25 protein-coding genes and 2 tRNA genes are annotated in these 25,081 nt (G+C 71.3%); 10 read left to right on the top strand and 17 right to left on the bottom strand.

The genetic code is table 11. From position 1 onward, the window contains the following. Nucleotides 1-79 precede the first annotated feature (79 nt). Together ACWPN5_RS22775 and ACWPN5_RS22780 are read left to right on the top strand one after the other, a co-directional pair. Nucleotides 80-1,003 (top strand): LysR family transcriptional regulator, encoded by a 924-nt coding sequence (locus ACWPN5_RS22775; protein WP_492297513.1) that lies wholly within the window; start codon nucleotides 80-82, stop codon nucleotides 1,001-1,003. Further along, nucleotides 1,000-1,641 (top strand): glutathione S-transferase family protein, encoded by a 642-nt coding sequence (locus ACWPN5_RS22780; RefSeq protein ID WP_492297515.1) that lies wholly within the window; start codon nucleotides 1,000-1,002, stop codon nucleotides 1,639-1,641. The genes ACWPN5_RS22775 and ACWPN5_RS22780 overlap by 4 nt, the downstream gene beginning before the upstream one ends. An 89-nt stretch (nucleotides 1,642-1,730) precedes the next feature. On the opposite strand, the gene ACWPN5_RS22785 is transcribed toward ACWPN5_RS22780, so the two are convergent. Further along, on the bottom strand, nucleotides 1,731-1,868 hold the full coding sequence (locus ACWPN5_RS22785; protein WP_014197745.1) for a hypothetical protein: 138 nt from the start codon (nucleotides 1,866-1,868) through the stop codon (nucleotides 1,731-1,733). Between the two features lie 245 nt (nucleotides 1,869-2,113). On the opposite strand from ACWPN5_RS22785, the gene ACWPN5_RS22790 reads away from it, so the two are divergent. Continuing rightward, nucleotides 2,114-3,112, top strand: a complete 999-nt coding sequence (locus tag ACWPN5_RS22790) for an MBL fold metallo-hydrolase (RefSeq protein WP_492297516.1) — start codon at nucleotides 2,114-2,116, stop codon at nucleotides 3,110-3,112. A gap of 115 nt (nucleotides 3,113-3,227) precedes the next feature. Next, a complete protein-coding gene (locus tag ACWPN5_RS22795; protein ID WP_114858830.1) occupies nucleotides 3,228-3,434 on the top strand; it encodes a hypothetical protein in 207 nt (68 codons plus the stop codon). A gap of 9 nt (nucleotides 3,435-3,443) precedes the next feature. On the opposite strand, the gene ACWPN5_RS22800 is transcribed toward ACWPN5_RS22795, so the two are convergent. After that, on the bottom strand, nucleotides 3,444-4,022 hold the full coding sequence (locus tag ACWPN5_RS22800) for a hypothetical protein (RefSeq protein ID WP_492297518.1): 579 nt from the start codon (nucleotides 4,020-4,022) through the stop codon (nucleotides 3,444-3,446). 220 nt (nucleotides 4,023-4,242) lie between these two features. Between ACWPN5_RS22800 and ACWPN5_RS22805 the strand changes: the two genes are divergently transcribed. Next, a tRNA-Asn gene (locus tag ACWPN5_RS22805) sits at nucleotides 4,243-4,318 on the top strand. Between the two features lie 4 nt (nucleotides 4,319-4,322). Next, nucleotides 4,323-4,399: transfer RNA gene (locus tag ACWPN5_RS22810), tRNA-Asp, on the top strand. 32 nt (nucleotides 4,400-4,431) lie between these two features. On the opposite strand, the gene ACWPN5_RS22815 is transcribed toward ACWPN5_RS22810, so the two are convergent. From ACWPN5_RS22815 to ACWPN5_RS22850, 8 genes are all read right to left on the bottom strand, one after another. After that, nucleotides 4,432-5,037 (bottom strand): hypothetical protein, encoded by a 606-nt coding sequence (locus ACWPN5_RS22815; protein ID WP_145681095.1) that lies wholly within the window; start codon nucleotides 5,035-5,037, stop codon nucleotides 4,432-4,434. A 169-nt stretch (nucleotides 5,038-5,206) separates the two neighbouring features. Next, nucleotides 5,207-5,614: an EF-hand domain-containing protein gene (locus ACWPN5_RS22820; RefSeq protein ID WP_145681096.1), complete on the bottom strand. Its 408-nt coding sequence runs from the start codon at nucleotides 5,612-5,614 to the stop codon at nucleotides 5,207-5,209. Nucleotides 5,615-5,706: 92 nt separating this feature from the next. Then, complete coding sequence (locus ACWPN5_RS22825; protein ID WP_492297520.1) at nucleotides 5,707-7,107, bottom strand: alginate export family protein; 1,401 nt, start codon at nucleotides 7,105-7,107, stop codon at nucleotides 5,707-5,709. Continuing rightward, complete coding sequence (locus tag ACWPN5_RS22830) at nucleotides 7,104-8,756, bottom strand: MFS transporter (protein WP_492297522.1); 1,653 nt, start codon at nucleotides 8,754-8,756, stop codon at nucleotides 7,104-7,106. The genes ACWPN5_RS22825 and ACWPN5_RS22830 overlap by 4 nt, the downstream gene beginning before the upstream one ends. Further along, nucleotides 8,753-9,205, bottom strand: coding sequence for a DoxX family protein (locus tag ACWPN5_RS22835; protein ID WP_492297523.1), 453 nt, complete (start codon nucleotides 9,203-9,205; stop codon nucleotides 8,753-8,755). Before ACWPN5_RS22835 ends, ACWPN5_RS22830 begins: the two co-directional genes overlap by 4 nt. Nucleotides 9,206-9,219: 14 nt before the next feature. Then, the gene (locus ACWPN5_RS22840) at nucleotides 9,220-11,172 is read right to left on the bottom strand and encodes an amidohydrolase (RefSeq protein ID WP_492297525.1); all 1,953 of its coding nucleotides are present in this window, start codon (nucleotides 11,170-11,172) and stop codon (nucleotides 9,220-9,222) included. Next, on the bottom strand, nucleotides 11,169-11,468 hold the full coding sequence (locus ACWPN5_RS22845; protein ID WP_200478832.1) for a XapX domain-containing protein: 300 nt from the start codon (nucleotides 11,466-11,468) through the stop codon (nucleotides 11,169-11,171). The genes ACWPN5_RS22840 and ACWPN5_RS22845 overlap by 4 nt, the downstream gene beginning before the upstream one ends. Before the next feature lie 128 nt (nucleotides 11,469-11,596). Next, nucleotides 11,597-12,268, bottom strand: coding sequence for a hydrolase (locus ACWPN5_RS22850; protein ID WP_014197758.1), 672 nt, complete (start codon nucleotides 12,266-12,268; stop codon nucleotides 11,597-11,599). A 267-nt stretch (nucleotides 12,269-12,535) separates the two neighbouring features. Between ACWPN5_RS22850 and ACWPN5_RS22855 the strand changes: the two genes are divergently transcribed. Both ACWPN5_RS22855 and ACWPN5_RS22860 read left to right on the top strand, forming a co-directional pair. After that, on the top strand, nucleotides 12,536-14,164 hold the full coding sequence (locus tag ACWPN5_RS22855) for an MASE4 domain-containing protein (RefSeq protein ID WP_492297527.1): 1,629 nt from the start codon (nucleotides 12,536-12,538) through the stop codon (nucleotides 14,162-14,164). After that, complete coding sequence (locus tag ACWPN5_RS22860; RefSeq protein ID WP_492297528.1) at nucleotides 14,161-14,817, top strand: response regulator transcription factor; 657 nt, start codon at nucleotides 14,161-14,163, stop codon at nucleotides 14,815-14,817. The genes ACWPN5_RS22855 and ACWPN5_RS22860 overlap by 4 nt, the downstream gene beginning before the upstream one ends. A gap of 11 nt (nucleotides 14,818-14,828) precedes the next feature. On the opposite strand, the gene ACWPN5_RS22865 is transcribed toward ACWPN5_RS22860, so the two are convergent. The 3 genes from ACWPN5_RS22865 to ACWPN5_RS22875 all read right to left on the bottom strand — a co-directional run bounded on the left by ACWPN5_RS22865 (nucleotide 14,829) and on the right by ACWPN5_RS22875 (nucleotide 18,612). Next, complete coding sequence (locus tag ACWPN5_RS22865; protein WP_145681103.1) at nucleotides 14,829-15,653, bottom strand: alpha/beta fold hydrolase; 825 nt, start codon at nucleotides 15,651-15,653, stop codon at nucleotides 14,829-14,831. A 126-nt stretch (nucleotides 15,654-15,779) separates the two neighbouring features. Then, nucleotides 15,780-17,033, bottom strand: coding sequence for a glycosyltransferase family protein (locus tag ACWPN5_RS22870; RefSeq protein WP_492297529.1), 1,254 nt, complete (start codon nucleotides 17,031-17,033; stop codon nucleotides 15,780-15,782). Between the two features lie 10 nt (nucleotides 17,034-17,043). Further along, on the bottom strand, nucleotides 17,044-18,612 hold the full coding sequence (locus tag ACWPN5_RS22875) for a glycosyltransferase (RefSeq protein WP_492297530.1): 1,569 nt from the start codon (nucleotides 18,610-18,612) through the stop codon (nucleotides 17,044-17,046). A gap of 377 nt (nucleotides 18,613-18,989) precedes the next feature. Here ACWPN5_RS22875 and ACWPN5_RS22880 point away from each other — a divergent pair, with 377 nt between their 5' ends. After that, nucleotides 18,990-20,567 (top strand): bifunctional diguanylate cyclase/phosphodiesterase, encoded by a 1,578-nt coding sequence (locus ACWPN5_RS22880; RefSeq protein WP_492297532.1) that lies wholly within the window; start codon nucleotides 18,990-18,992, stop codon nucleotides 20,565-20,567. 2 nt (nucleotides 20,568-20,569) lie between these two features. On the opposite strand, the gene ACWPN5_RS22885 is transcribed toward ACWPN5_RS22880, so the two are convergent. The 4 genes from ACWPN5_RS22885 to ACWPN5_RS22900 all read right to left on the bottom strand — a co-directional run bounded on the left by ACWPN5_RS22885 (nucleotide 20,570) and on the right by ACWPN5_RS22900 (nucleotide 23,999). After that, complete coding sequence (locus ACWPN5_RS22885) at nucleotides 20,570-20,755, bottom strand: hypothetical protein (protein ID WP_145681107.1); 186 nt, start codon at nucleotides 20,753-20,755, stop codon at nucleotides 20,570-20,572. Between the two features lie 33 nt (nucleotides 20,756-20,788). Continuing rightward, a complete protein-coding gene (gene feoB / locus ACWPN5_RS22890; RefSeq protein WP_492297534.1) occupies nucleotides 20,789-22,585 on the bottom strand; it encodes a ferrous iron transporter B in 1,797 nt (598 codons plus the stop codon). A gap of 159 nt (nucleotides 22,586-22,744) precedes the next feature. Further along, on the bottom strand, nucleotides 22,745-23,044 hold the full coding sequence (locus tag ACWPN5_RS22895; protein ID WP_051658377.1) for a FeoA family protein: 300 nt from the start codon (nucleotides 23,042-23,044) through the stop codon (nucleotides 22,745-22,747). Nucleotides 23,045-23,189: 145 nt separating this feature from the next. Further along, nucleotides 23,190-23,999, bottom strand: a complete 810-nt coding sequence (locus ACWPN5_RS22900) for a tetratricopeptide repeat protein (protein ID WP_492297536.1) — start codon at nucleotides 23,997-23,999, stop codon at nucleotides 23,190-23,192. Nucleotides 24,000-24,051: 52 nt separating this feature from the next. Between ACWPN5_RS22900 and ACWPN5_RS22905 the strand changes: the two genes are divergently transcribed. Further along, nucleotides 24,052-24,933 (top strand): SDR family oxidoreductase, encoded by an 882-nt coding sequence (locus ACWPN5_RS22905; RefSeq protein WP_145681110.1) that lies wholly within the window; start codon nucleotides 24,052-24,054, stop codon nucleotides 24,931-24,933. The last annotated feature ends 148 nt before the right edge of the window (nucleotides 24,934-25,081 follow it).

Raw genomic sequence — 25,081 nt, forward strand, 5'->3', positions numbered from 1 at the left:
TAGGGATGGACGGGACCGCCGGGCCAATGCCAGTTTCAAATCGCGTGATGCGCATCCGGCATGGGCGAACGGCACAGCGATGGAACTGAACTGGCTTGAGGATTTCCTCGCCCTGGCGGAGTGCGGCAACTTCTCCCGCGCGGCGGAGGGGCGCAACCTGACCCAGCCGGCCTTCAGCCGCCGCATCCGCGCGCTGGAGGACTGGACCGGCACGCCGCTGTTCGACCGCAGCACCCAGCCGGTCGGGCTGACCGAGGCCGGGCGCCGCTTCCGCCCCTTCGCCGACGAGACGGTGCGCCGCCTCCTGCAGGGGCGGGAGGAGGCGCGGTTGGCCGGCGGGGCGGCGGCCACGGCGCTGCGCTTCGCGGCGACCCACGCGCTGTCGCTGACCTTCTTCCCGACTTGGCTGAGCCGGCTGGAGGGACAGGCGCGGCTGGGCGCCATCCACCTGCTGTCCGACAGCATGCAGGCGTGCGAGCAGGTGATGATGCAGGGGCAGGCGCAGTTCCTGCTGTGCCACGCCCATGCGGCGGCCCCCTCCCGGCTGGAGGCTGGAGCCTTCCGCTCCGCCGCGGTGGGAAGCGACCGTCTGGTGCCGGTCTGTGCGCCTGATGGGACCGGTGCCCCCCGATACCCGCTGTCCGGCGCCGGATGCGCTTTGCCCCATCTCGCCTACAGCCCGGAGTCGGGCATGGGACGCATCGTCACGGCGGCGCGCGGCGGCTTTCCGGCGCCGCTCGCGCTCGATACCGTCTTCACCTCGCATCTCGCCGCGGTGCTGCGCACGCTGGCCCGAGACGGGCGTGGCGTGGCGTGGCTGCCGGACAGTCTGATCGGCGACGACGTGGCGCAGGGACGGCTGGTGCGGGCCGGCGGGGCGGGCTGGGAAATTCCGGTGGAGGTGCGCCTCTACCGTCCGCGCGCCCGACAGAGCCCGGCAGCGGAGGCGTTCTGGACGCTGGCGGCGGGACAGGGACCCCAGGATGGGAGGGATCGGGAATGAGCGGTGAGGTTTACAGGCTCTACGGCGTGCCAGGCTGGGGGTCCGTCCTGACGGAAGCGATGCTGGTCCAGTGCGGCGTCCCCTTCGTCTTCGAGGATGTCGGGGGCTTCGACGCGCCGGGCGCGGCGCGCCAGCGGCTGCTGGCGCTGAACCCGCTGGGGCAGATCCCCACCCTGGTCCTGCCGGACGGGACGGTGATGACGGAAAGCGCGGCCATCGCGTTGCTGCTGGCCGAACGGCACCCGGACGCCGGGCTGGCGCCGCCGCCGGACGCGCCGGAGCGCGCCACCTTCCTGCGGCTGCTGGTCTGGCTGGTGGCCAACGTCTACCCGACCTTCACTTTCGGCGATTACCCGGAGCGCTGGGTGACGGAGGCTCCGGAGACGCTCGGCGCGGCGATGGTGGAGCAGCGCAAGACGCTGTGGCTCTGGCTGGAATCGCAACTGGGCGACGGCCCATGGGTGCTGGGGCAGCGCTTCAGCGCGCTCGACATCTACATCGGGGCGATGGTGCACTGGCGGCCTCGCCACGCCTGGTTCGCGGAGCGTTGCCCGAAGCTCTCGGGCGTCGCGGAGCGGGTGAAGGCCCTGCCGACCCTGGCGCCGGTCTGGAGCCGGAACTTCACGCCGGCGTCCTGAACCGGGACGCACCGGGTTCATACAGCACGGGGGCGACCGCTGGGCCGCCCCCGTTCAACAATCAACACTCGTGACGCAAGGCTCGCGGATCAACGCTCGTTGATGGCGCGATACACGATGTAGGCCGGGGTCGCGCGCAGCCAGGCGGCGAGGAACTCGCGGACAGCCTGGAGGGCGGAGGACGGGGCGCGGTCGCTGCCGATGTGGGTGTAGGTCGAGCTGTTCATGATGGTCTCCAATCGTTGGGAGGCGTTATCGGGGGGTTGTTCGTTGAGACCAATATGCTCTGGTATACCTAATACCACACGCGCGCTTATTGCAGGGCAGCCCCCGAAAAATGCAACGCTTTCAATGCTTTAATGATCAGACATTCCGTCTCGTGAACTGTTTGCCGCGCGGACACGAAATTCTTGCCGCATCGCGGCAGGCGGCGGCCTAGCCAAGGCCGCCGCACCACCCCACTTCTGGTGTCATGCCGCGCGACGACAGCCAGCCCCGCTTTCCCGCCGTTCCGTCCGATCACTGGGACGGACGCCGCTTCTTCAACCCGCACGCCGACACGGACAAGGGACCGCGCGATCTGTGGCGGCTCTACAAGGCGCGCGGCCCGCGCTGGACGCCGGCGGAACCGGAGCCGCCCCACCCTTTCCGCCCCGTCACCCCGGCGCGCGGCGAGGTGGCGGTCACCTTCATCGGGCAGGCGACCTTCCTGATCCAGATCGGCGGAGCGGCCTTCCTGACCGACCCCGTCTACTCCGACCATGCCGGCCCCTTCGGGCGGCTGGGGCCGAAGCGGGTGCGCCCGCCCGCGGTGCGGATGGAGGATTTGCCGGCCATCGACGCGGTCCTGCTCAGCCACAACCACTACGACCATCTCGACGCCCCGACTCTGCGCCATCTGGCGCGGCGGCGCGGCGTGCCGCAGGTGATGACGGGGCTCGGCAACGGCCCGATGATGCGCCGCGCCGGCTTCGACGCGGTGCACGAGCTGGACTGGTGGGACAGCCTGCCCGGCCCGCACGGCACCCGGATCACCTTCGTCCCGGCGCAGCACTGGTCCGCCCGCACCCCGTTCGACCGGCGCAAGACCCTGTGGGGCGGATTCGTGGTGGAGACGCCGGAGGCGGCCGTGTATTTCGCGGGCGACAGCGGCTACTGCCCGCATTTCAAGGAGATCGGGCGGCGGTTCGGCGCCATCGACGTCGCCCTGCTGCCGATCGGTGCCTACGAGCCGCGCTGGTTCATGGCCGCCCAGCACATGAACCCGGCCGACGCCGTGCGGGCGCACCGCGACCTGGGGGCGCGACACAGCGTCGCGATGCATTTCGGCACCTTCCAGCTGACCGCGGAGGGCATCGACGCCCCCATCCGGGCGCTGCACCACGCTTTGGCCGAGCATGCGGTCGAACCCGCCCATTTCGCCGTCCCCGGCTTCGGCGAACCCCTGCGCTTCCGCCGCTCCCCGACCTAGCGGATAGGAGGGATTCGCCCGGCGGCCTATGGCGCAAGCGCGATGGACGCGACCGCGCGGATCGGAGTAACGCCTTGCGGGACAGCACCCACCACACAGGCGGAGCCCGGCCTAAATGCAGTTGGAAATCAGCGCCTTCGTCAGCTCCCTCGGCAGCGAATCGGACCATGGCCCCGACGCGTTGGAGCGGGTGCGGGACAGCATGCGCTCCCTGGTGGACACGCTCGCCGCGCTGAACCTGGGCATCGTTCTGGAAGTGCGCGACGTGCAGCGTCTGCAGACCGTCACCCGCATCGTGCAGGCCGACGCGCCGAACCGCTGACCGCCCGCCTTATCGCCGCAGCGGGCAGGCCCGGCGGGCCAGCCGGGCGTTGAGGTCGCCGGTGCCCACCACCGGCTCACCCTGGCTGCGCATCACGAAGCCGAAGGTGTCCATCACACGGTCAAGCACGATCTCCTGGTCGTCGGGGCGGCGGCTGACCATCACCACGGCGTAGCCGGCGGAGCGGGCCACCGCCGCTTCGCCGCGCAGGCCGCGCACGCCCCAGCCGGCCAGCGCGCCCTTGCAGCGGAACAGTTCCACCGCCAGCCCGTCGCCGCCGGTCGCCCCGGCCACCACATAGCCGGCGGCCACCGCCAGCGGGGCCAGCAGCCCGTCCCAGTCCAGGCAGTCCTCCCGCGACACCCACATGCCGCCGACCGAGCAGGGGGCGGCGCCGATGGCCTCGCCCAGCCCGGCGCGGAAGGCGCGCAGCACCTCCACCGCCGCTTCCGCCGGCATCGGCTCCACCCGGTTGCCGTCCGGCATCAGCATCAGGCGTCCCGCCCACTCGGTGGAGGGGGGAAGTTGCTCGGTGAGACGGGCGAGAAGGGCTTCGCGCGCCTGGGCGAAGGGAACGACCTTGGACATGGGGGAACGGCGACCAGCGGCAGGGGATTGGGACGGGAACCGGGGCCGGAAGGAAGCGAAAGCCACGCCCTCTGTCAACCGGCGCGCGAGGGCTTCGCCACATTTCGGCCCCATTGTCACGGCCCTGCATCGCCGCCACCGGCGCCGGACAGAAAATCCGGCCGCCGGGTCGTTTTCCCCTTGCCAGCCTCCGGAAAGGGGCTTATAAGCCGGCCTCCGTTCCGGATTAGCTCAGTCGGTAGAGCAGCGGACTGTTAATCCGCGTGTCGCTGGTTCGAGTCCAGCATCCGGAGCCATATTGCGGGTGTAGCTCAGTTGGTTAGAGCGCCGGCCTGTCACGCCGGAGGCCGCGGGTTCAAGTCCCGTCACTCGCGCCACCTTCCCTCATCGGTGGCCTTCGCCTCTCCCCTCATCGCATCACGGTGACCGTGGCGGCCTCCGTCCGGCTGATCACCACCTCGTCGCCGGGCTTCACCGTCTCCAGCCCCTGCACGTCCGGCGGGACCGGAACCGTGCGCGTGCGCCCCTGCGGCCCGCGCAACGTGACCGTCCGTCGGTTGAGGTCGATGGCCTCGACAACCTCCGTCACCTGGGTGGTGGTGATCGCCGACGCGCGCGGCATCTCGCCGACCGCGGCGCGGTCCGTGCTGCTCCGCTGAATGGCGCCCGGCCCGCCGCCCGGCGGCTGGGTGACGATGTTGGTCAGGCGGGCGTACTCGATCTGCACAGTGTCGCCGACCTTGATGCGGTCGAAGTTCCGCACGGCGGTGCCGGCGGTCACCGCCTCTTCCCGCCCGTCCTGGAATTGCAGGATCACCGTCCGCGCGGCCTTGTCGATTCCGCGCACCTTGGCGGTGGAGCGGACGTTCTCGACCATGGACAGCCGCGGCGTCGGCTCGACACTCGCCGGGGCCAGGGCGGCGGACGGCGGCGCGGTCTCGGACGCCGGCGCGCAGCCGGCGAGGACCGCGCCGGTCAGGAACACCGCAAGGATGGCACGAACTCGGCGCTTCATGGATCGTCTCCGCCTGTGTTTGGGTCGATTGGACGGCAACGTTACACGGATGGCCGGCGTTCCCGGCATGGCAGCGGCCGTAAGTTACGGTAATCCCGCCGCGCCGAAGGAGAGGGTTGCAACGGCAACATTGCCACGGACGGCGGCGCCCCGCTGACCGCGGCACGCTTCAGGGACGGATGCGCTGCCGGAAGGCAAGAAACTCCTGCCGGTCGAGCATGGAGTCGTGGTTGGTGTCGGCGATGAGGAATGCCTCGTCGATGACCGTGATGAAATCCAGGCTGTCGATCCGCCCGTCCGGCCCGGCGGCGGCGGCGAACACCTCGGGCCTCAGCGGTGTCTCATCGGGCGTCAGCACGAGGTCCCGGTTCCGGTCCCAGACATAGAAGACCAGAATCTTGTTGTTCTGAAACTCCGCGTTCGAAATCCGCCCGTCGTCATTCTCGTCGAACAGATCGAACACGTCGGCCTTCTGCCCCGCCCGATCCGGCATCTCGGCGGCCATAGCCGGCGCCTGCAATCCAACCGGCGAGGCGAGAATTGCGAGGAGGAAGACCGGACCGGTGCTGCGGAACATGCTGCTGCGCCCCTATGCATCATGACGTTCGCGATGATGCCGTCAAAGAGGGGACCGGTGCAGGTACCGTACCGAAACATACCGATGGCCCATCAGAACTTGAACACCGCCTCCATCCCGACGAAGTGGATGGTCTTCGCGGGGCCGGTGTCCTGAAGGAAGGAGCCGGGCTGGAACAGCGAGTAGGACAGCAAGCCCTCGACCGTGCGCCCGGCGGCGTAGGACAGCACAAGCTCCCCCTGCGTGCCGATGTGGCGCGACCGCGATCCGGCGCCGGAACGGAGCAGGTTGCCGGACAGGTCGTAGACGCCGTCCTCCAGGCTCATCCGCCAATAGGCGATGGCCGAGGCGGACAGGCTGAACTCGTCCGACAGCGCCAGATCCACGGAGGGATGCAGGTTCATCAGGTTCAGCGGCCCGACCGGGGTCAGTTCCCCGAAATACTTGGCGCGGGGGAACAGGGGGTTGAAGGTGCCCAGCCGCCCGTCGCCGGGATCGCGGTCGCCGCTGGCGATGTTGGCCTTCAGCCCGAGCCGCGGGCGCAGCGGCAGGCCGTTCCAGCGGTGGCCGGTGTCGCTGGCGACCGACCATGCGGCGATGGTGTCGCCATCAATGCGGCCGGTCTGGAGCATCGCCTCCCAGTTCCAGTCCCAGCCGTCGGCCTTGCCGAACAGGCGGGTGCCCAGCGTGTGCCGCTCTTCCCGTCCCTGCCCGCCCTCGAAGGACGCCGCCCGGTTGCCGTAGCCGATGTAGTAGGCGTCCAGCCCCGTGCCCCAGCTCGCCCCTGCGCCGCGCGTGGCGTACAGCCCCCAGGCGGAGCGACCCCCGTCGCGCCGGTCGTCGAACAGGTCGGGCGCCGCGCGGACGGGGCGGCCGAGGAAGCCGTCCACCCGCCAGGGACCGGACTGCACGATGCCCGTCACCGCGTCGAAGGCGCGCGGCACGTTGGCGCCGTAGCGCAGGCTGATCAGCCGTTCCGACCCATAGGCGAGCATCTGACGCCCCGCCCGCAGCGTGCCCTGCGCGTCGCCCAGCGGGACGGAGAGGTCGGCGAAGCCCTGCAGCAGGTCGGTGCGATCGACGTCCGGCGCCCCCTCCGGCCCGAGCTTGCCCGCCGAGCCGGCCATGATCAGTTGCCCGAAGACCCGCAGGGCCGGGCCGGCGCGCAGGTCGGCGTAGGGCAGCAGGCGCCACAGGCCGTAGGCGTCGTTCCTTGGCTCGTCCTGCCCCCAGCCGCTGTTGCGCACCGCCTCGCCGCGCAGCCGCGCCTCCAGCCCGGTGGACAGGGAAACCGTGCCGCCGGGGCTGAGCGGGACCGCCTTGAACCGCTCCCAGAAGGCGCCGCTGCCCGCCGCGGGGTCGAGGAGGTAGCGGTAATCCTCGTCGTAGCGGGTGTTGGTCAGCGGCGGGGGCGTCTTCGCGGGGATCTCCGCTGGGGCCGGGGCGGACTGGAGCAGCAGAGCCGCGACCAGCGCCCCGCGCCACCGCCTCACGAGGACCGCCCCGCGTGGTGCTCCAGCGCCAGGAAGTGCGACACCCGCGGCGGCCCGTCGCCGCGGTGGAAGGCCAGCGCCTCCTTCTGCACGTCCGCGTCGGCGTTGGACACCCGGCGGTGCTGGCGCTGGTGCTCCGCCCAGGATTCGACGAAGAACCACTCCAGCACCCGTTCCGGATCGCCGGAATCCTGGCTGACGCCCCAGGCGTAGGCGCCGTCCCGCCGCCGCGCCTCCGACAGGCGGCGCAGCGCGGCGTGGAAGGCGTGCTGGTCGGCGGCGGCCACCCGGTACTCGATGGTGATCAGCACCGGACCGCGGTCGTTGCGCACCGGCTCGGCGGTCAGCGGCTCCGGCCAATGGTTCGACGGGGTGAGGTCGGCCTCGCCCTCCGGCAGCGGCACCGCGCGGGACAGCACGGCGACGGCCAGCAGCCCGGCGGCGCTGACCCACAGGGTGGCCGGCACGCCGATCGCGTCGGCCAGCGCCCCCCAGCCGAGACTGCCCGCCGTCAGGGCGCCGTTGAACACGGTCAGGTACAGCGCCAGCCCACGCCCACGCACCCAGTTGGGCAGGATGGCCTGGGTGGTGGCGCTCAGCGTCGTCAGGACGGCGATCCAGGCCGCCCCGGCGCCCAGCAGGACCGGCAGGGCAAGCCAGCGCGGCGGGGCCAGGGCCAGGATGCCCATGACCACGGCGGTGACCAGCGCGGCGGCCAGCATCAGGCCGTCCGCGCCCAGACGCTCGCGCAGGCGCGGCAGGACGGTTGCCCCTCCGATGGCCCCCGCCCCCACGGCGCCGAGCAGCAGGCCGTAGAAGCCCGGCCCGCCGCCCAGCATCGGTCCGGCGACGATGGGCAGCAGGGCCCACAGGGCGCTGGCGCAGGCGAAGAACAGGCCGGCGCGCAGGAAGACGCGGTGCAATTCCTTGCTGGCGCGGGCGTAGCGCAGCCCGGCGCGCAACGCGCCGCCGAACTGTTCCGACAGGTCGTCGCGGGCATCGGGGGTGCGCCGCCACCACAGCAGGGCGGCGATGACGATGATGTAGGAGGAGACGTCCACCGCGTAGGTGGCGGCGGCTCCGGCGGCAGCCAGGATCGCGCCGCCCGCCGCCGGGCCGATGGCGCGGGCGATGTTGATGCCCAGGCTGTTGAGGGCCACCGCGCCCTTCAACTCGCTGCGCGGCACCAGTTCCGGCACGATGGACTGCCAGACCGGCGCCATCAGCGCCGCCCCGACCCCGCCGAGGAAAGTCAGCCCGGCAATGGAGGCGACGCTGGCGACGCCCAGCCACGCCTGGATCATCAGCGCGGCGCTTACGCAGGCGAGCAGGCACTGGATGACGATCAGCATCCGCCGCCGGTCCATGATGTCCGACAGCACCCCCGCCGGGATCGCCAGCAGGAAGATGGGCAGCGAGCCCGCCGCCTGGATCAGCGCGACGGTGGACGGCGATCCCGACAGGTCGAGCACCAGCCACGCGCTCGCCACGTCGCGCATGAAGGTGCCGACGTTGCCCAGCACCGCCGCCACCCACAGCACGGCGAACAGCCGGTTGCTCAGCGGCGCGAAGGCACCCGCCGGCTTGGATGCGGCGGGCTTATGTCCGGGCGGCTGTGCGCCGGGGGTTGGGACGGCCTCGGCGGTCATGCGCGCCCTCCCCGGCGGTGGGCGTTGCGGTGGGTCAGCACCGCGGCGGCCGCGAAGCCGCCGACGATGGCCAGATGCTCCAGGAAGGTGGCGGTCTGCCGCGCGCGGTCCAGCCCCTCATAAGTCCAGAAGGCGTGGGCGAGCAGCGTGGCGACCACTGTGAAGCCGGCGAGGATCCCGGCGCCGAGCCAGCACCAGCGCCGTGTCAAAAACAGCGCCGACCCGCCGAGCTGGGTGACGATCACCGCAACCGCGACGAGGACCGGCAGGCCGAGCCCCAGCCCCGCCGCCTCGGCCACGGCGCCGTTGAAGTCCGTCAGCTTGACCAGCCCGCTGACGAAGAAGGGCGCCGCCAGGGCGAGGCGGGCGAGCCAGGCGGTCCCCGGCCAGTCGAGCAGGGCGGCGACCGGCGCAATGGCGTCCTTGCGCGTGGAGAGGGTGTCGGCCATCGTTGCGCTCCCCCTCAGACCGCCCAGCAACCGCAGCCGAACACGCCCCAGAAGCTGCGCGCGTCGGACGAGGGCACGTCGGCGCCCAGCGCCGCCGCGTGGTCATGGCCGTGCACGGCGCAGCCGGAGTGGCAACCGCACTCCGCCGCCTGCCGCTGCACCGTCCTGGGGTCGCGGTGATAGCCGCCGACCGTGGCGACCGGCGACCAGTCGGGCATCGGCTTGGGCAGCGGCGGGGCGAGCGTGTCGTAATCGCCCTCGCCATGCACCACGGCGCCGCCCAGCAGGGTCAGGACCGAGCGGATGTGGGGGATGAGGTCCTCCGACACCGCCATGTAGTCGTCGCTGAGCAGCGCCGCGTCGGCGAGTTGCCCGGCCTCGATCCGGCCCTTCTTGCCCTGCTCGTTTGAGAACCAGGTGTTGGCCTCCGTCCACAGGCGCAGCGCCGTTTCGCGGTCCAGCCGGTTCGCCATCGGGTAGAGCGACAGCCCGCCGACCGTCTTGCCGGTGACCAGCCAGGACAGCGAGACCCAGGGGTTGTAGCTGGCGACGCGGGTGGCGTCCGTCCCGGCGCCCACCGGCACACCGGCGGCCATCATCTTGGCGATGGGCGGCGTGGCCTCGGCGGCCTTGGCGCCGTAGCGCTCTACGAAATACTCGCCCTGATAGGCCATGCGGTGCTGCACGGCGATGCCGCCGCCAAGCGCCGCGATGCGGTCGATGTTGCGGTCGCTGATCGTCTCGGCGTGGTCGAAGAACCAGTTCAGCCCCTGCAGCGGGATGTCGCGGTTGACCTTCTCGAAGACGTCGAGCGCCCGGCCGATGGTCTCGTCGTAGGTGGCGTGCAGCCGCCACGGCCAGCGCCGCTCGGCCAGCAGGCGGACCACCGGCTCCAGGTCCGTCTCCATGTTGGGCGGCATCTCGGGCCGGGCGACGCGGAAGTCCTCGAAGTCGGCGGCCGAATAGACCAGCATCTCCCCCGCTCCGTTCAGGCGGTAGCGGTCGTCGCCGTCGCCCGGCTTCACCGTGTCAGACCAAGTGGCGAAGTCCTTCAACTCCTCCTTCGGCTTCTGGGTAAACAGGTTGTAGGCGATGCGCAGCGTCATCTCGCCGTCGGCGTGCAGCTTCTCGATGATCGCATAGTCGTCGGGGTAGTTCTGGAAGCCGCCGCCGGCGTCGATCACGCTGGTGACGCCCAGACTGTTCAGCTCCCGCATGAAATGGCGGGTGGAGTTGACCTGATACTCCTCCGGCAGCTTCGGCCCCTTGGCGAGGGTGGAGTACAGGATCATCGCGTTGGGCAGGGCCAGCAGCAGGCCGGTCGGGTTGCCCGCGGCGTCGCGCTGGATCTCGCCGCCCGGCGGGTTGGGCGTGTCCTTGCCATAGCCCACCGCCCGCAGCGCGGCGGCGTTCAGCAGCGCGCGGTCGTAGAGGTGCAGGATGAAGACCGGCGTGTCGGGGGCGGCGGCGTTCAGCTCCTCCAGCGTCGGCAGGCGCTTTTCGGCGAACTGGTGCTCGGTGAAGCCGCCGACGACGCGCACCCATTGCGGGGCCGGGGTGCGGGCCACCTGGGCGCGCAGCATCGCCATGGCGTCGGCCAGGGTCGGCACGCCGTCCCAGCGCAGCTCCATGTTGTAATTCAGGCCGCCGCGGATGACGTGGATGTGGCTGTCGATCAGGCCGGGGATCAGGCGGCGTCCCTTGGCGTCGATCACCGTGGCGGCGGGGGCGGCGGCGCGCACCTCGGCCTCCCGCCCCACGGCGAGGAAGCGCCCGTCGCGGATCGCCACGGCGTCGGCCTGCGGGTTGGCGCGGTCGAGCGTCGTGATGCGGGCGTTGACGATCAGAAGGTCGGAAGACGGCATGGCGGCATTCCCAAGGCGGGTGAGCAGGGGCGAGGCGAGCAGAGTGGCGGCGGCGCTTCCGGCGATGGCGCTGCGGCGACCAATCCCGGTCCGGCCGGTCATGCCCGGCCCCGCGGGGGCGCGTCCGCGGCTGGGGCCGGCGGGTTCGCGGCATCGGGAGCGGCGGCATTGCCCGCCTGCGGTCCCAGGATGTGGCGGGCGCAGTCGTTCTGGATGAAGGCCAGCACCGGCTGCCCGGCGATCAGCCGCTTGACCACCGGCACCGCCTGTTCGCCGACCAGCATGCCGAGCAGGCCGATCAGGGCGATGGTGGGCGGAGCCGGGGAGCGGACGCCGAGAAACGCGTAGAGGACGCCGACCAGGATGCCGGCGCCGAGGGAAAGCAGATAGGGCATCATGGCGTGCCTGTTCTTCGTCCGGATGGGCGGAAAGAGGCGGACCGGCCCCGGGGAGGGTCGGGACCGGTCCGTCGCGGCGCGGGGCATCGGGCGCCGCGAAGCAAGCGCCCCGAACCAAGCGCAGCAGGTCAGGCGGCGGCGCTGTGGCCGCCTTCCGACGCGCCGAACATCGTCTTGGCGTAGATGATGCCCAGGCCATAGGCGCCACCGTACTTCTTGGCGATGCCGGTGGTCATCTCGTAGGTCTCGGTGCGCGCCCAGTCGCGCTGCAGTTCCAGCATGTACTGGAGCGAGGTCATCGGACGGACGCCGGCCTGGACCATGCGGTCCATGGCGCGCTGGTGCGCCTCGACCGAGACGTCGCCGCAGGCGTCGGCGATGACGTAGACCTCGAAGCCCTGGTCCAGCGCCGACAGGGTCGGGCCGACGATGCAGACCGAGGTCCACAGGCCGCAGAAGACCAGCCGGGTCTTGCCCAGGCCGTTCACCCGCTTGATGACGTTCGCATCCTCCCAGGTGTTCATGGAGGTGCGGTCGGTGACCTCCGCCCCCGGGAAGGCCTCGGTGATCTCGGAGAAGATCGGGCCGGAGAAGCTCTTTTCCGCGACGGTGGTCAGGATGGTCGAGACGCCGAAGCCGGCGGCGGCGTGGGCGACCAGCGCGGTGTTGGTGCGCAGAGTCGTGGCGTCGATCGAATGGGTCGCGAAGGCCATCTGCGACTGATGATCGATCATGATCAGCGCGTGGTCCTTCGGCGAGACGAGCAGTTTGCCGGGAGTCGCGGTGGCGGTGATGGTCATGTCTCTATCCCCGTTGTTTTTGGCGCCGGTGCCAATGGCGATGGCCGTGGCGAACACGTGACGATGTCTGTGGCCCGGCGGTGTGTCGAAGCATCGGTCAGGGACGGAGGACGGCGACATTGAACTTGCGTTTGCGGGCCCTATACCTTGGTATATCAGGCCAAGGCGCCGCTCGCCGCCGGTGCCGGTCGGGGTTAAAGGCTGGGTTTGAGGGTTGAAGGCAGGGTTGAGGGCGGACGTGACCCGACGGGCGGGCGAGCGACGGTGATGCGCACGAGCGATGACCCCGGAGACCAACGGTTTCTTCTGGCGACCCTGCCGCCGCGGGCGGGACAGACGCGGCTGGCCATCGGCACGGTGGCCGGTCTGCTGGTCGCCCTGGCCATCGCCGCCCCCTTCGCCCGCCTGACGACGGAGGGGACGGCGGTTCTGCTGCCCGCCTACGCCACCGCGGTCCTGCTGACCGAGCTGATGACCGCCGTCCTGCTGTTCGCGCTCTACGCCACGCAGCGCACGCCGGCCCTGCTGGCGCTGGCCGCCGGCTACCTGACGACGGCGCTGCTGATCGTCCCCTGGGCGCTGACCTTCCCCGGGGTGTTCGCGCCGACCGGGCTGCTCGGCGCCGGCCTGCAAAGCACGGCCATCGTCGCCGCCGGGCGGCGCATCGGGCTGCCGCTGTTCATCCTCGCCTACGCGCTGCTCAAGGCCATGGAGGCCGGCCCGCGCGAGGCGCACCGTCCCGCCCTGCCCGCCATCGCCGGCGGCATGGCGCTGGCGGCGGCCCTGGCCGGGGGTCTCACCGCCTTCGCGCTGGCCGACGACGCCCATCTGCCGCGGCTGATGGTCGACACCATGCGCGAAACGCCGCTGTGGATGGTCGTGCCGGTGACCGCCCTGGCGCTCTGTGCCGCCGCACTGGCCGTCCTCGGGCGGCAGCGGCTCTCGGTCCTCGACCTCTGGCTGATGGTCGTGCTGGCCGCCTGGGCCATCGAGACCTGCCTGCTGAGCTTCATCAGCGGCGGGCGCTTCAGCGCCGGCTGGTGGTCGGGACGGGTGTTCGGGCTGGCCGCCTCCAGCATCGTCCTGCTGGTCCTGCTGGCCGAGATGACCACGCTCTACGGGCGGCTGGTCCGCTCGGTGGCGGCGGAGCGGCGGGTGCGCGACGCGCGTCTGGCCAGCCTGGAAGCGCTCTCCGCCTCCATCGCGCACGAGGTCAACCAGCCGCTGGCGAGCATGGTCACCAACGCGGGCGCCGGGCTGCGCTGGCTCGACCGCCCGTCGCCCAACCTGGTGGAGGTGCGGGCGGCGCTGAAGCGGATTTCCGACGACGGACACCGCGCCGCGCGGGTGATCGCCTGCATCCGCGATTCCTTCCGCAAGACGCCGCCCCAGCGCAGCCGGCTGGACATCAACGGGGTGATCCGCAGCGCGCTCGACCGCACGGAGGGCGAGCGCCGCCTGAACCGCATCGCCGTGCGGACCGACCTCCAGCAGCGCCTGCCGCCGGTCAACGGCAGCCCGGTGCAGCTCGAGCAGGTGCTGCTGAACCTGATCGCCAACGCCGACGACGCCATGGCCACGGTCACCGACCGGCCGCGCGTTCTGAGCATCCGCTCGCGCCGCCGCGGGCTCACGGACGTCATCGTGTCGGTGGAGGACACCGGCACCGGCCTGCAGGCGTCCCAGGAGGAGCGGCTGTTCGAACCTTTCTTCACCACCAAGGAGCATGGGATCGGCATGGGGCTGACCATCTGCCAGTCGATCGTCGAGGCCCATGGCGGCCGGCTGTGGGTGGCCGCCAACCAGCCCCACGGCGCCGTCTTCCGCTTCACCCTGCCCGCCGACGACGAGCCGGAACGGCCGGCGGCCGGGGCGGAGCTGGAGCGGACGCGATGACCGACCGCTCCCTCACCGACCGGTCCGCCATACCCGCGGAAACGCCCTTCGTCGCCATCATCGACGACGATCCCTCGATCCGGGACTCGCTGGTCAGCTTGCTGCGCTCGGTCGGGCTGACCGCCCTGCCCTTCGCCTCGGCGCAGGAGTTCCTGCAGCAGCGCCTGCCCGACGCCCCCGGCTGCCTCGTGCTCGACGTGCGGCTGCCCGGCCAGAGCGGGCTGGAGTTCCAGCGCGAGCTGAGCGGAACGGACATCCATCTGCCGGTCGTCTTCATCACCGGCCACGGCGACATTCCCATGTCGGTGACGGCGATGAAGGCCGGCGCCGTCGAGTTCCTCGCCAAGCCCTTCCGCGACCAGGACCTGATCGACGCCGTCCACACCGGCATCGAGCGCGACCGCGACCGCCGCCGCGCGCTCGACGCGCTGTGCGACCTGCGCGAGCGGTTCCGCAGCCTGACCCCGCGCGAGCGGGAGGTGATGCGGCTCGTCGCCGCCGGGCAGCTCAACAAGCAGATCGCTGCCGAGCTGCAGCTCAGCGAGATCACCGTGAAGGTCCACCGCGCCAGCGTGATGCGCAAGATGCAGGCGCGGTCCCTGCCCGATCTGGTCCGCATCGCCGACAAGGTGACCCTCGCCGGCGACGCCTGACCGGCTTCGGCTCACGCCCCCTTGATGAAGGCCAGCACGTCGGCGTTGAAGCGGTCCTGGTGGGTGGCCGTCAGGCCGTGCGGCGCCCCCTCGTAGACCTTGAGCGTCGCCTGCGGCGCGATCTCCACGGCGCGGCGGGCCGCCGCGTCGATGGGCACGATCTGGTCGTCGTCGCCGTGGATGAGCAGCGTCGGGACCGCCATCTTTTTCAGATCCTCGGTGAAGTCGCTTTCCGAGAACTGCTGGATGCAGTCGTAGGCGCCCTTGATCCCGGCCATCATGCCCTGGAGCCAGAAGGACTGCCGCATCCCCTCCGACACCTTCGCGCCGTCGCGGTTGAAGCCGTAGAAGGGCATGGTCAGGTCGAGAAAGAATTGCGACCGGTCGTCGTAGGTGCCCTTGCGGATGCCGTCGAAGACCTCCATCGGCAGACCGCCGGGGTTGGCCGCGGTCTTCAGCATGATCGGCGGCACCGCGCCGACCAGCACGGCCTTGGCGACGCGCCCGGTGCCGTGGCGCCCGATGTAGCGGGCGACCTCGCCACCTCCGGTCGAATGGCCGATCATCACCGCGTCGCGCACGTCCAGCGCGTCGAGCAATTCGGCCAGATCGTCGGCGTATTGGTCCATGTGGTTGCCGGTCCAGGTCTGGTCGGACCGGCCATGGCTGCGCCGGTCATGGGCGATGACCCGGTAGCCCTGCTGGCCGAAGAACAGCATCTGCCCGTCCCAGGCGTCGGCGCTGAGCGGCCAGCCGTGCGAGAACACCACCGGCTGCCCGCTGCCCCAGTCCTTGTAGAAGATGCGGGTGCCGTCCTTGGTGGAAATCGTGCTCAAAACCCCCTCCTTTTTTGGACGCGCGAAAGTTCCGCGGCGCGACGGGAAGACGGATAACGATCTTCCATGGGCAACGCGGAGGCTCGTCTTCGCCACTACAGTGCCGGAGGCGGGCCGGCCTGGAAACTATACGGAGGTATCGGTGGACTGGGAGAGCGTATGGGGGGAAAGTGGACATCCGTCCGCCAGCACGGCGGGAAGGACGCGCTCCAGCGACAGGTGGTCGAACACCCAGTCGCGATGGGCGGACCGCAGCCGCGCCCGGCGATCCGGGTCGTCGCGCAACGCCGCCAACCGCTGCACCGCCTCCTCGCCGTCGCCGAAGGTCAGATCGTCCTCGACGGGGCCGAACAGCCGGGCGCTGTCGGCGTGCCGCCAGCTCACCAGCAGGCCGTCGCGCTTCAGGATCTCCAGGGTGCGCGGGAAGATCGCCGTGTCGTAGGCGAGGCTTCCGAAATCCAGGCAGGCCGCGGCCTCGTGATAGAGGGCGCGCGGGCCCGGGGAGACCGGATGCGCCGCGAGGCCGTGCCGGTCCCAGCCGTCCCCCCACAGGGCGAAGGCCTCCCCGAAGGCGTCGCGCAGGGCGGTGGCGAAGCGCCGGCGGTTCTCCACCGCGAAGACCGCGGCGAAGGCCCGGTTGAACGCCAGCGTCCAGGCAGGATCGGCGGACGGCCCGCCCAGGCCGCACAGATCCATGGCCGCCGTCCGGTGCAGCGCCGGCCGGGCGCGCATCGCCTCGGCGACGGTTTCGGCGGCACGCCGGACAGCGGGGTCGGTGGGGTCCGCCGGGGCACAGCTTTGCCCGAGATAGACGAAGCGCCCGGCGACCAGCGGCGTCTCGTCCCGGTCCCCGGCCTCTCCCGTCATGGCGCGGTAGGGGTAGCGGACCAGCCCGGGATCGGCCTGGGACATCCAGCGCTTGTAGAGATGCACCGCGCCGTCGCCGTCCCGCAGGGCGCAGATCCAGGGATGCACCCCCAGCGGGGCGTGGAACACCCGCGTCAGGCCCAGCCGCCCGCACTGCTCCGCCACGCCGGGGCACATGCACCACATCCGGACGTTCCAGCGCTCCATCCAGCGGTCCGCCTCCGCCACCGCCGCGGGGGTGGCGGCGCCGATCTCCTCCAGCGGGTGCTTCAGGCAGATGTGCACGATGGCCGGACGCGTGCCGAAGGACGCCACATAGGCGGCCAGCATCTCCACCGTGTCGCGCGGGATCTCGAACAGGTTCAGCGCCAGGAGGACGTCGATCGGCCGGTCGATCACCTCCCGCGAGATGTCGGGCAGCGCCAGAACCGACTCATGGCCCAGCGCGACCAGGGCGGCGTGGATGGACCAGAGGATTTCCGACGTTCCCTGTCCGCAGAGCAGCACGCGCATCGCCGCCCCCTCACGCCCGCTGCCGGTGCAGGGCGACGGCCTCGTCCAGCAGGGCGGCGAGGCGGGCGGCGTCGCCCCCCTCCCCCTGGACCGCCGCGAAGCGGGCGCGGGCGGCGGCGCGAGCCTGCTCCAGCCGCTCCGGAGAAGCGGCCAGCGCCGCCGCCCGCGCGATGAAGGCGTCCTCGTCCGTCACCAGGAACTCCGGCCCAGCAACGCTCGCCACGTCGCCGCCGGGAAAGGACAGGATCGGCACGCCCGCCGCCAGCGCCTGCGCCGCGCTCGCCCCGCCGCCGGTGCGGCGCGGGTTCAGGCAGAGGCCGCACAGCCCCAGCAGCCCGTCCATCCGCTCCACCCAGCCCAGGCTGCGCAGCCGCCCGGCGTGGCGGGAGACGGCAAGCCGTCCGGGCAAGGCCCCGGCATCCCCGGCGAACAGCACCACGGCGCGGGGGATCGCGTCGAGAAACCGCTCCAGAAGCGCCAGGAACGCCGCCCCCACCTCGGCGTCCAGCCGGTTGCCGATCACCACGCAGGGAAAAGCGTTCTCGGGAATGCCGAAATCCGCGCGGGCGGCGGCGGGCGCGCCGTCGTCCGGGCGCAGCGACAGGCCCAGGCGGAACGGCCGCCACGCGCGGGCGAAGCGCCCCCCTTCCGGCGGCGGGGAGGTGCCGCCGAAGTCCAGCGCGATGTCGGCCAGGGTGACGGGCGTGCCGGTGGTCGTCGGGATGCACAGCAGCGGGCGCACCGCGCCAAGCAGGTCGGCCAGCAGCACCGACCCGCCGAAGCCGATCACCACGTCCGGGTCGAACGCCTCGACCGCCGCCAGGAAGCCCTTGAGCTTGCCCGCCGTCAGGCCCGGTTCGACCGAGGAGATCAGGCGGAAGCGCTGGTCCTCGAAGGCGATGAGCTGCTCGCCGTTCAACTGCGCCTCGATGGCCGCAGCGAAGGGCGGGACGAAGGGGCTGTGGTAGCGGTCCGGCATCATGTTGGTGTTGAGGATCAGCACCTCCCGCCCGGCGCCCCCCTGCAGAAGGGCCGCCTGCCGCAGCAGGTCGCGGGAGGGCTGGTGATACGCGGACAGGAGCTGGTTGGTGACCATCACCACCCGCCCGGTGGCCGGCGCCCCGGCGGGCCGTGGGGCCGGGCGCAGATCCAGGCGCCGCACCACCTCGCCCAGGAAGCGTTCGTAGAAGGGGAAGAGCCTGTTGGTGAAGAAGTCGGGCTGGGTCGCCGCGTCCATGCGCGTCAGGAAGATCTGCCGCTGCATCGACCAGTAGATCTGGTTGACACCCTCCAGTGGCGCTAGGTCCAGCACATGCTCGACCATGTCCAGGATGCGGGCGAAGCGCCGCAGGTCGCCGGAGATGTGGGCCAGAGCGGATTCCCGCAGGATCGGGTCGACGCCCGCGACCGCGCTGTCCAGCGCAGCCATCCGTTCCGGGTCGGCGCCCAGCCCCGCGGCCCGCGCCTCCTCGCAGACATCGGCGATGGCCTTCAGGTCCTCCCCCGTTCCGGCGGGTCCGCACAGGCGCGCCGCAACCGAGGACAGAAGATCGGAGGCTCGGCTGGAGTCGTTCGGCATCTCGGCGCTCCGGATCGGACAGGGACCGTGAATGGCGGGACGGCGGGAGGCCGGACAGCGGCGCAGCCCGACGCATCGCCCCACCACGGGCTTTGTTATCACCAACGCGGAAAAGACGCGAGCCAACACGGGGGCTTCTCGCTCCTCGGTGGAAATATTTCGTTTTTTCAATCAGTTCCGGTGCATTTGAGGGGGATTCGCTGCCCTTTCCGTCTTCCGAACGGGCGTGGCATCGTCTATCTTCGGCGGGCGGTGGGCGCGAAGCCTGGCCATCTGGGAAATAAGAAAACGGTTTCTTGGAGGAGCAGAGCTTGCGAATGCTCATCGCCGCGACCAATGGACTGAGTCGGCAGTGCCGCAGCATCGTCGTTCGTCTTATGCTGTTTGGACTAGCCCTGGTCTTGGTCGGCGCCTGCGCGCGCGTTTGGGTTCTGTCCTCCTTTTTGGAGGGCAAGATCGACGACCTCACCTCGTCACAGCAGCAATCGACGGCGTCTTACGTCGCCCACGACATCGATGAGAAGATCAAGGCACGGCTCGACCTCCTGCGCCGCGCCGCCGGAAGCCTGCCGCTGGCGATCCTCGACGATCCCGCGGCCCTGCGCGACTGGCTGAAGACCCATCAGGAGATCGCGCCCCTGTTCTCGCGCGGGCTGATGGTCGTCCGGCCGGACGGCCACGGTGTTTTCGCCGATTATCCGCAACGGCATCGGGCGCCGGACTTCGATGTTTCGGACCGCGACTGGTTCCGCTCGGCGCTGTCCAGCCGCGAACCGGTGATCGGGCGGCCCGCCCGCTCCTCCCTCGACGGGGAGCCGATGGTGGTCATGGCGATGACCGTCACCGACGACGCCGGGCGCCCGGTCGCGGTGCTGTCCGGCGCCACGGCCCTCTCGTCGCCCGGCTTCCTCAATCTGGTCCAGGGAAACCGCATCGGGCGCAGCGGCGGCTTCCTTCTGGTCTCCCCCCGCGACAAGCTGTTCGTCTCGGCCAGCGATCACAACATGATCCTGGCCGCCACGCCGCTTGAGGGGGTGAATCCGCTGCACGACCGGGCCATGGCCGGCTACCGCGGCAGCGGGATCACCGTCAACGCGGCGGGGGTGGAGGAACTGTCGGCCATAGCCTCCGTCCCGACGGCGGACTGGTTCCTGGTCGCCCGCCTGCCCACGTCCGAGGCGTTCGAGGGGGTGCGGGACCTGCAGACCTTCATCATCACCAACAGCCTGATGATCGCCGCCTTCGCCGCGACCGTTCTGTTCTTCGGCATGCGCCGCTTCTTCCGCCCGCTGACCGAGGCGGCGCGGCGGATGCACCAGATGGCCGACGGGCATGTCGAGCTGGCCCCGCTGCCGGTCCGCCGCATGGACGAAGTCGGGGAGCTGGTGCATGGCTTCAACTATCTTCTGGGCAAGCTGCGGGAGCAGGAGGCCGCCCTGCGGGCCAGCGAGGCGCGGATGGCCCACATGGCCCACCACGACGCGCTGACCGGCCTGCCCAACCGCGCCATGTTCCACGAGCGGCTGCGGCAGGCCATCGACCGCGCGGAGCGCGGCAACACGCCGTTCGCCCTGCTCTACATCGATCTGGACGGCTTCAAGCCGATCAACGACGCCCATGGCCACAGCCGGGGCGACGAGGTTCTCCGGGTGGTGGCCCGCCGCCTGTCCGACCTGCTGCGCAAGGCCGACCTGATCGCCCGCATCGGCGGCGACGAGTTCGCCATCATCCTGGAGGTGGAGGCGAGCCGCGCCGGTGCGGAGACCGTGGCCGAGAAATGCCGGGCGGCGCTGGGGGAGCCCATCCTGATCGACGGGCTGCGGCTGACGCTCGCCCTGTCGATCGGCGTCGCGGTCTTCCCGCAGGACGGGCGCGACTCCCAGCAGCTCATCGTCCACGCCGATCAGGCGATGTACGCGGTCAAGAAGGGCGGCGCCCGGGTCCCCGCCCTGTAGGCTCAGTGGCAGCCACCCGAGCCGCCGCCGGCCGGGCCGCAGCCCTTGCACCCGCCGCCGCAACCGGTCCCCTGTGGCGCGGCGCGGCCCAGCAGGCGGGCGCGCAGTCCGGCCGGAAGGATCACGCGCCACACCGTCCACGCCGCGGCCAGCGCCACCACCAAGACAACCAGAAGATCCTGCCACATGGCCGTGCCCTCCCCTTCCCTTACAGCAGCCCCTTACAGCAGCGCAGACGCGACGCGGTAGGTGATGAAGCTCGCCCCGTAGGCCAGCGTGATCATGTAGGCGAACATCACCGCCGGCCAGAACCAGCCGTTGGTCTCCCGCTTCACCACCGACAGGGTGGCGACGCATTGCGGGGCGAAGACGTACCAAGCGAGCAGCGACAGCGCGGTCGGCAGGCTCCAGGAGGCGGCCAGCGCCCCGGCCAGCGAGGATTGCAGCGCGTCGCCGCTCTCGCTCAGCGCGTAGATGGTGCCCAGCACGCCGACCGCCACCTCGCGCGCCGCGATGCCCGGCACCAGCGCCACGGCGATCTGCCACGTGAAGCCGATCGGCGCCAGCAGCGGTTCCAGCGCGTGGCCGATCATGCCGGCGATGGAATACTGGATGGCCGGCTCGGTCGCCCCCTCCGGCGCGCCGGGAAAGCTCGCCAGGAACCACATGACGATCATCAGCGCGAAGATCGTCGTGCCGGCCCGCGCCAGGAAGACCTTGGCCCGCTCGAACAGGCCCAGCGCGATGTCGCGCGGGTTGGGCAGGCGGTAGGCCGGCAGTTCCATCAGCAGCGGCTCGCGCGCGCCCTTGAACACCGTGCCCTTCAGCACGAAGGCGACGGCCAGCGCCGACAGGATGCCGGCGGCGTAGAGCGCGAACATCACCAGCCCCGGCAGCCCGACCAGACCGCCCAGCAGCGGACGGTCCGGCACGAAGGCCGCGATCAGCAGCGTGTAGACCGGCAGCCGGGCCGAGCAGGTCATCAGCGGGGCGATCATGATGGTCGCCAGCCGGTCGGCCCGGTTCTCGATGGTGCGCGCCGCCATGACGCCGGGCACCGCGCAGGCGAAGCTGGAGAGCAGCGGGATGAAGGCCCGCCCGTGCAGCCCCACCCCGCCCATCAGCCGGTCCAGCAGGAAGGCGGCGCGGGCGAGATAGCCGGTCGCCTCCAGCACCAGGATGAAGAAGAACAGCACCAGGATCTGCGGCAGGAAGATGACCACGCTGCCCACCCCGGCGATGATGCCGTCGGTCAGCAGGCTGCGCAGCGCGCCGTCCGGCAGGGTGGCGGCCACCCAGTCCTTGAGCCCGCTGACCGCGCCGTCGATCAGGTTCATCGGCGCCTCGGCCCAGGCGAACACCGCCTGGAACATCAGGAACAGCACGAGGAACAGGAAGGCCAGCCCGAACACCGGGTGCAGCAGCACGGCGTCCACCCGCCGGGTCGCCAGCGGCGGCAGGCCGGCGTCGGCCACGCAGCCGGCCAGCAGCCCCTCGACCTCCTGGTGGTAGGCCCGCAGGTCGCGCGAGGAAGGCTCGCTCCAGCCGCAGGGGGCGGGGTTGTCCGCCGCGTCCGCCGCCGCATCGGACGCCATGGCCATGGCGCCGTCGATCTGCTCCAGCAGAGGCTGGACGCCACCGCGGCGGATGGCGACGGTCGGCACCACCGGCACGCCGAGCGCCGCGGACAGCGCCGCCGCGTCGATGCGGCAGCCGCGCTTCTCCGCCGCGTCCATCATGTTCAGCGCCAGGATGATCGGGCGGCCCAGCCGCTTCAGCTCGACCACCAGCCGCAGGTTCAGGCGCAGGTTGGTGGCGTCGGCGACGCAGACCAGCAGGTCGGGGCTGTCCTCGTGCGAGAAGCGGCCGAGCACGACGTCGCGGGTCACCTCCTCGTCGGGGGAGCGGGCGCGCAGGCTGTAGGTGCCCGGCAGGTCGATCACCTGGACGCGGCGGCCGAGCGGGCTGACGAAATGCCCGATCTTCCGTTCCACGGTGACGCCGGGGTAGTTCGCCACCTTCTGGCGGGAACCGGTGAGCGCGTTGAACAGGGCGGTTCTTGCCGCAGTTCGGGTTGCCGACCAGCGCGATGCGCGGCGGCAGGGCGGAGTCCAGGACCGACATGGCCGGATGTCCTTGCAGGGGGTCGCTTTAAAGAAAGGAGATGGCGCCGCGCGTCAGGCGGCGGGCGCCACCAGCACGGCGCGCGCCTCGGCGCGGCGGAGCGCCAGCGTGTGCTCGTTCACGCGGATGGCGATGGGGTCGCGGCCCGGAAAGGCTTCGTGCAGGACCTCGACGTGGGAGCCTTCGACCAGCCCCATCTCGATCATGCGCCGCTCCAGCTCCCCTTCGGGAAGGGTGGTGACGACCCCCCGCTCATCGACGCCGGTCACGCGGGCGCGCTCGCCCTTCTTCAACTCGCCCAAATGCCGTCCGCCGGGGGACTGGCCCGTTTCGGGGGTGGGATGACCGCTCATGGCTGCACCTGATCGCACCGGGAGGTGGGGGGCGCGTTCCTGTCCGCCCCTCTTCGCCGCGGATGATCCTGCGAAGCGTTCGCACTCGTCCAGCCGCCAAATGTCGCAGGAGCCCTGTGAAATTAGCGTAACACCCACAATCCGATTATGGCTTTGCGGGGGCCGCACCGCCCTTCGCGTTGGCCGCCGGCGCGGGAGCGGGCGCCTTGGCCGAGCGGTCGAGGTTGGCCTGCGCCGTCTTGGCCGCCGCGCTGTTCGGCGTGTTGCGGACGATCTGGCTCCAATCCTCCCGCGCCCCCGGCAGATTCCCGGTCTGCGCCTTGATGGTGGCGCGCAGCAGCAGGGCGTCGGGATCGCCGGGGCGCAACTCCAGCGCGCGGTCGATGTCGGCGACGGCCTGCCGGTCGTTGGCCAGCGCCTTGTGGGCGGCGGCGCGGTAGAGATAGGCCTCGGCCCGCTGCGGGTCCTTCTTCAGCGCGGCGTCCAGGTCGGCCACGGCGTCCCAGAAGCGCTCCGTCTCGGCCCGCGCGATGGCGCGGTCGATCAGCAGGTCCACGTCCTCCGGCTGGAGCGCCAGGGCACTGCTGTAGGCCCGCTCCGCCCGCACATTGTCGCCGGCGCGCAGCCACGCCCAGCCCGCCCGCCCGAGGATCGAGGCCCCGGCCTTCGGGTCGTCCTTGCCCAGCACCGGGGCCAGCTCCTCCAGCCGCGCCCCGGCGGTCGTGAAGTCGCCCTTGTGGAACAGCGCCAGCGCCTGGCACAGCCGGGCATGGTCGCCGCCGCCGCGGTTCAGCCAGGTCTGCGCGCTCTCCAGCGCCTCGGCCGGGCGCTTCTCGGCGAGCGTCAGACAGGCCTGGAACTCCCGGTTGTGATCGACGGTGGGAGCGGAGAAGGCCGGGCCGGCGGAGAGGAGCGCCAGCGCGGCCGTGATGAGGTAAGCGTTGCGTCGGTTCATGGCGGCCTTACACTCCGTCATTGCCGCTCCCGACGCAAGGACCCCGCAAGACATGGCTTCACCCCGTCTGTTCGTCTTCGGCCTGGGCTTCACAGCCCGCGTGTTCGCCGACCGGCTGAAGGCCGAGGGCTGGCGGATCGCCGCCACCTGCCGCGGCGAGGACAAGCGCGCCGCCCTGGAGGCGCAGGGCGTCGAGGCGTTCCTGTTCGACCGGGGCCGCCCGCTGGAGGACGCCCGTGCGGCGCTCGCCGGCACCACCCATCTGCTGGTCAGCGTGCCGCCCGACGAGCGGGGCGACCCGGTGCTCGACCAGCACGCCATGGATCTGGCGGACCTGCGGACGCTCGACTGGGCCGGCTACCTCTCCACCACCGGGGTCTACGGCGACACCCAGGGCGAATGGGTGGGCGAGGCGGCGTGGCTGCGCCCGACCGGCGAGCGGCAGAAGCGCCGCGTCGAGGCGGAGCGCGGCTGGCTGAATCTCTACCGTCAGTACGGCGTGCCGATGCATCTCTTCCGGCTGGCCGGCATCTACGGGCCGGGGCGCAGCGCGCTGGACAACGTGCGCGACGGCACCGCCCGGCGTGTCGACAAGCCCGGTCAGGTGTTCAGCCGCATCCATGTGGAGGACATCGCGGCGACGCTGCGCGCCTCGATGGACAAGCCGACGCTGGGCGCGGTCTACAACGTCGCCGACGACCTTCCCTCCCCCTCCCACGAGGTGGTGAGCTACGCCTGCGGCCTGCTGGGGGTCGAGCCGCCGCCGCTGGTGCCCTTCGACGAGGCCGGCCTGTCGCCGATGGCCGCCAGCTTCTACGCCGACTGCCGCCGGGTGAAGAACGACCGCATCAAGCGCCAGCTCGGTGTCGAGCTGGCCTACCCCGACTACCGCGCCGGGCTGGACGCGCAATTCGCGGCGGAGGGTGGGCGGTAGAGTCGCCCCAGCGCGAATCGCGCGCCCTCCCGCCCCGGCCGCATTCCCCCTACGGCGGCACCCCGCGGGGGCGTCACGGGCCTCCGGATGGGCCGGAATCGTCCTTTCCGGCGACCGCCCGGCCACGCCGAACGAATTTGGTTCGGCA

It is taken from the genome of Azospirillum sp. UENF 211521 (assembly GCF_058780535.1).

Excerpts from the sequence above, each read along its gene's own strand:
- ACWPN5_RS22860 (WP_492297528.1), top strand. The coding sequence starts at position 14,161 with ATGACCGACCGCTCCCTCACCGACCGGTCCGCCATACCCGCGGAAACG.
- ACWPN5_RS22800 (WP_492297518.1), bottom strand. The coding sequence starts at position 4,022 with ATGTCCAAGGTCGTTCCCTTCGCCCAGGCGCGCGAAGCCCTTCTCGCC.
- ACWPN5_RS22845 (WP_200478832.1), bottom strand. The coding sequence starts at position 11,468 with ATGATGCCCTATCTGCTTTCCCTCGGCGCCGGCATCCTGGTCGGCGTC.
- ACWPN5_RS22815 (WP_145681095.1), bottom strand. The coding sequence starts at position 5,037 with ATGAAGCGCCGAGTTCGTGCCATCCTTGCGGTGTTCCTGACCGGCGCG.
- ACWPN5_RS22850 (WP_014197758.1), bottom strand. The coding sequence starts at position 12,268 with ATGACCATCACCGCCACCGCGACTCCCGGCAAACTGCTCGTCTCGCCG.
- ACWPN5_RS22840 (WP_492297525.1), bottom strand. The coding sequence starts at position 11,172 with ATGACCGGCCGGACCGGGATTGGTCGCCGCAGCGCCATCGCCGGAAGC.
- ACWPN5_RS22775 (WP_492297513.1), top strand. The coding sequence starts at position 80 with ATGGAACTGAACTGGCTTGAGGATTTCCTCGCCCTGGCGGAGTGCGGC.
- ACWPN5_RS22790 (WP_492297516.1), top strand. The coding sequence starts at position 2,114 with ATGCCGCGCGACGACAGCCAGCCCCGCTTTCCCGCCGTTCCGTCCGAT.
- ACWPN5_RS22875 (WP_492297530.1), bottom strand. The coding sequence starts at position 18,612 with ATGCCGAACGACTCCAGCCGAGCCTCCGATCTTCTGTCCTCGGTTGCG.
- ACWPN5_RS22895 (WP_051658377.1), bottom strand. The coding sequence starts at position 23,044 with ATGAGCGGTCATCCCACCCCCGAAACGGGCCAGTCCCCCGGCGGACGG.
- ACWPN5_RS22830 (WP_492297522.1), bottom strand. The coding sequence starts at position 8,756 with ATGACCGCCGAGGCCGTCCCAACCCCCGGCGCACAGCCGCCCGGACAT.
- ACWPN5_RS22835 (WP_492297523.1), bottom strand. The coding sequence starts at position 9,205 with ATGGCCGACACCCTCTCCACGCGCAAGGACGCCATTGCGCCGGTCGCC.
- ACWPN5_RS22855 (WP_492297527.1), top strand. The coding sequence starts at position 12,536 with ATGCGCACGAGCGATGACCCCGGAGACCAACGGTTTCTTCTGGCGACC.
- ACWPN5_RS22885 (WP_145681107.1), bottom strand. The coding sequence starts at position 20,755 with ATGTGGCAGGATCTTCTGGTTGTCTTGGTGGTGGCGCTGGCCGCGGCG.
- ACWPN5_RS22900 (WP_492297536.1), bottom strand. The coding sequence starts at position 23,999 with ATGAACCGACGCAACGCTTACCTCATCACGGCCGCGCTGGCGCTCCTC.
- ACWPN5_RS22795 (WP_114858830.1), top strand. The coding sequence starts at position 3,228 with ATGCAGTTGGAAATCAGCGCCTTCGTCAGCTCCCTCGGCAGCGAATCG.
- ACWPN5_RS22880 (WP_492297532.1), top strand. The coding sequence starts at position 18,990 with ATGCTGTTTGGACTAGCCCTGGTCTTGGTCGGCGCCTGCGCGCGCGTT.
- ACWPN5_RS22905 (WP_145681110.1), top strand. The coding sequence starts at position 24,052 with ATGGCTTCACCCCGTCTGTTCGTCTTCGGCCTGGGCTTCACAGCCCGC.
- ACWPN5_RS22785 (WP_014197745.1), bottom strand. The coding sequence starts at position 1,868 with ATGAACAGCTCGACCTACACCCACATCGGCAGCGACCGCGCCCCGTCC.
- ACWPN5_RS22870 (WP_492297529.1), bottom strand. The coding sequence starts at position 17,033 with ATGCGCGTGCTGCTCTGCGGACAGGGAACGTCGGAAATCCTCTGGTCC.
- ACWPN5_RS22780 (WP_492297515.1), top strand. The coding sequence starts at position 1,000 with ATGAGCGGTGAGGTTTACAGGCTCTACGGCGTGCCAGGCTGGGGGTCC.
- ACWPN5_RS22820 (WP_145681096.1), bottom strand. The coding sequence starts at position 5,614 with ATGTTCCGCAGCACCGGTCCGGTCTTCCTCCTCGCAATTCTCGCCTCG.